Below are 4,478 nucleotides of genomic sequence, written 5' to 3'. Positions count from 1 at the left end.
TGGTGCTGAATGCCTTCATTGGCAAGTTTGCCCCGTCTCCTTTTGGAATGATAGGCTTTAGCCCAATTTCAGTTATCCAGCGGCAAAGCTACATTTCGGATGAGGTGCTAAGTACTGTTCTGCCAAAAATTACCCGTCGCTGGGATGGTGAACTTCTCGAAGCCTTATTTCTGAAAAACGAATACCTGTCTGATTCCGTTTTAAAGAATCTTACTGGAACCGGTGTCAGTTATTTCAGCACGACATCATTTACCAAAATCCTGTCAAAGCAGCCACAGTTTTCAGAAACGGTCATTGACAAAATTGCTCAATCGAAGTACCTCATTCCGGCAGATTTGAGTAAGATTTTGAAAAACCAGGTTATTTCGGATGCGAATTATGGAACCATTATCGCGAATGACGGAATTTTGAACAATACGATTGTAGAAATCATTGAAAGCGGAGGGAAATACCCGTCTGAAGTTGTTTTCGGTAAATTGATGAAACGCACACCGGCCTTTACGGAAGCTGAAATGGAACGCATCATTGAAGTAACCGACAGGGATATCGAACCTGCTGTTCTAAACGGATTGATTGCGATTTATGGCTTAAAACCATTTTTGACCGGTTTTGTATTCAGAGGAAACCCTTTGGATGTTTACTGTAATGGTTCAACGCTGACCGGCTGGAATTACATTGAAACGAAAACTGCCTACGAATATTACGAAGCAGATTACAAAGGAACTTCTAACGGGAACGCCTATAAAACACTCATGTCTTTGGAAGATATTCCGGGGAGAGTTGTTTCATTCAACGGTGGGCCGAACAAAACGATCAATGCACTGCGTCTGAAACACGAACCTTCCTGGCAGGTGTTCAGTGTGTCGAATACTTCCACCCATTTACCGACGGCCAAAGATGAAAAGCAGTTTTTCTATCTCTATGACCTGAAAAACCGCTACGACCGTTACTGGTACAATTACGATATCCAGGAAGTCAACGGAGAAACAACTCCTTTTGATTACATTTTACTGAACAATGACCTGGATACCATTGCGTTCACAATGCGCTGGGATTCGAAATATGTGGATGCCTACGCAGGAGCCTACACTCCGGAACTTCCGAAATACGATGGAATGGCGAAAAGTCGCCAATATGCAATGCGTACCACACCGTTTCAGCAGATGCACGTAACCAAAAACCAGCGCGACGCGAAGGAACTGCGAAAAAGTGAATACTATTTCTACGATTCCCGTTGGAGAATAGATCCGTATTCGACCAATCAAACGGTTTTATACAATGGTCCGTCTTGTCCTTCGACCGGAACTCCGCCGGTAAATCCGGTAAGCTGCGCATCTTGTGTGCGCTGGAAATACGGAACAGAAGCAGATTTTCTGTCACAACTGCCTTTCAATTACTGTTTGTGGAAAGACCCGGTAATCGGTTATTTTGCATGTCCTTCTTCCGTGAATTATGCGGCATGTAATAACGGTGTGACTTTGGTGGACTGTAATCCGGCCATTCCGGAAGAAGAGGAAGAGGGAGGTCCTGCAGGAATGATCATTTTAACCGATGCCTTGAAGAAATCGTTGCAGCTGCGTTCGGTAGTAACCCAGATTGATACCGTTCACGGGTTGCCTTCCAGAGATTTTAAAAATTTACGTTTCGACCGGAAAAATAACCTGATTGCAGACTTCTATATGCAATACGATGGAGTGGATGATCAGAACTTTGTTCGTCCGTTCAAAATGCTGTATCCGTTCGATACGCTGGTAACAACGCGTGTGCATAAACGCAATCAGCACCTGCAGCCGGCATTGATTTCAAACAGTGTAGGTTTGCTGACCAAATTCTATTACAAAGGAACGGTGAACAAGTGGAATGTGAATACCAATTGTACCAATCCGGCCTACAGCTTCCAGTACAATTATTCTTCGGTGGATATGCAGAACATCGGGCTTCCGGTGCGCGTAACAGTTGGTTATCAGCGTCCGGATTCCTTAACCACCACTTTTGAATATACCAACGACGGCCAGGTAAAGAAGATGACTACTTCTTCCGGACATACAATGGAATATCGATTCGACGGATTCAATCGTTTAACAAGTGTTACCGAAAACGGAACCCGCCTGATTTCCCGGAATGAATATCAATTATGGAAACACGGCTTTGGTAAATCGTTTGAAGAACGCACACGGGAAAATTACGTGTATTCGGTCTTGTATCAGCATGAAACAGATACCCTGGATAACCGCGAATTCCAAAAAGCCTTCCTGGATCCGCTGGGGAGAACCGCCGGAGTCGTGCGGGCTTACCGCGGAGAAGGAAATGTGCAGATTTCGAGTGGTTCTATCGGCTATGACAATTGGGGAAGAGCCAAAATTCAGCGGAAACCATCTTTGTTTGTCGACCAGAATCCAATTACAGGGCTCAACCCGATTTTGTATAACTACAACTCAGGATCAACGTTGTACCACGAAACAAAATTCGATCACGATCCGGCATCATTGGATACACGGGTTTCAGACCCGGGAATCTCCATTTCTGATCCGCAAAATCACGTGATCCGGAAACAGACCTGGATCGCAAACAACATTTACATGTCATGTGAATTGGGTTTAAGTGGTGCCGAATTGAAACTCATCATGAACTCAGGAGGTACGGGAACTTTCCGCTTCCTGCGTACATCCGTAAAAGACCAGGACGGGAAAGAAACCATTACGTATGCCAATGCATTCGGGCAAACGGTGGCGAGCCTGTCGTGGATCACTGCCGCAGAGAAAGCTGTGACCTTGTATGTGTATGATTCTTACGGAAACTTGTCGAAAACCATCAATGCGCGCCGTCAGAACACCGATTACCAATACAACCTGAGCGGTCAGCTGATTCGTGAAACGAATGTAGATGGCGGTGAAAAACGCTATATCTACAACAAACACGGAAAAATCAGTGGAATTCAGGATCAGGCGGATCGTGTATATCGAACCGATTCCGATCTTCCGGCATCGCGCTTCCGCAAGTTTACCTATGATAGCTACGGAAACTTACTCTCGCAAGCCCTTGCTACGACTTCCTATCACATTGATCCGTTCTGCTTCCAAAATAAGACAGTACCCTCAGGAAGTTCTGATTATTTCGATTACGTGTTTTCCAACCGCATGACGCAGGATTGGTTGAATTACTACAGTACAATCGATCCCGTGAATGGGCAGCCGATGGTGTCTTCCGGTTTACCTGTCGTAGCTCCGGAAGGTAGTTTGGTACTTGAAAAGAGTATGATTTACGGAACACAGCAAAGCTCGCCGTCTACTTTGGGAAAATTAATCGAATCCTATTCGTATGGGCTCACAGGAGTTGCTATTCAAAAAATCACCTATGCGTATAACTCCGAAGACTTGCTGGCTTCACAGGTGATCTTGCAGCACCCTGTCAATGTCGCTACCAACGATCAGTACCTGGTAAAAGCAACCATTCAATACCCGAAATACAACCTGCGCGGTTCACTCCTCGAAGAAAAACTGGATATGGGCAGCGATGGTTCTACGGATATGAAGTATTTCTATGTGTATGATCCTTTGAACCGCCTGAAAGAAGTGTATGCCGTACAGGCAGATGTGACGCTTACGAATGCAACCAAACTGGTCGATTACAAGTACGACGATGCCCGTGGAGTAGTGGTTTCGAAAGGCTATTCTGTGGATAATTTCTCAGATGGGAATTTCGGACATCAAACGGTTTCGTATGCGTATGATGACCGTGACCGCCTCACGCAGATGGGAAGCCAACTGTTTAACGAATGGCTGTATTATGACAATACCCAGCTTCCGGTCTACAACAACCAGGCTTCTGTCTCTCAATCGGATGCATATAATGGCAATGTGAGAGGAACCAAAGTGAAATACAATTTTGCCGGAACAACCATCAACAGTTCCATTCCGCTCTTTTCCAAAGAAACCATTTACGGGTACCAGTATGACGGCTTGAACCGCCTGATTGCTGCAGATGCCCTGGTAGGTGATTTCATTGATGCCCAATTTGCGGACTGGTTGAATTTGAATGCGGCTGAGTCTTACCTGATCGGTGATGAAAGCTATAGTTACGACAAGATCGGGAATTTAGTCACTTTGCTGCGCAAAAAACCGGGAGCTTCCCCAAGTTCGGGTGTAACCGTGGAAGATTTCGTGTATACCTACGCCAACGGCAACAGCCGATTGATGCAGGTAAGTGATCTGAGTACGACTACGGCGCGTAATTACAGCTACGATGTAAACGGAAACTTGCTGACGGATAGCTACCGCGCAATTGCTGCAACGGTTTACGGGCGCAGTTCCTATGCATACAACATCACCAAAGGAACGGATGCTATTTCGTATTTATACGACGGCGCAGACCAGCGGATGTTCAAAAAAGTAGTAACTTCCGTCCAAACCACGCAGGAAATGTACGTGAAAGATGCTTTGGGAAGGGATTTAGCGATTGTGAAATTTGAACCGGGAGGT

General features: G+C 45.5%; 1 protein-coding gene. It reads left to right on the top strand.

Going from position 1 to position 4,478, the window contains the following annotated elements:
- Positions 1-104 precede the first annotated feature (104 nt).
- A partial coding sequence (locus tag Q1V93_RS13450) for a hypothetical protein (protein ID WP_300665406.1) occupies positions 105-4,478 on the top strand: 4,374 nt, incomplete at its 3' end.

The organism is Fluviicola sp., from assembly GCF_030151805.1.
Lineage (GTDB): Bacteria > Bacteroidota > Bacteroidia > Flavobacteriales_D > Crocinitomicaceae > Fluviicola.
The sequence above is the reverse complement of the archived record's forward strand: the minus strand, read 5'-3'. Positions and strand labels throughout refer to the sequence as shown.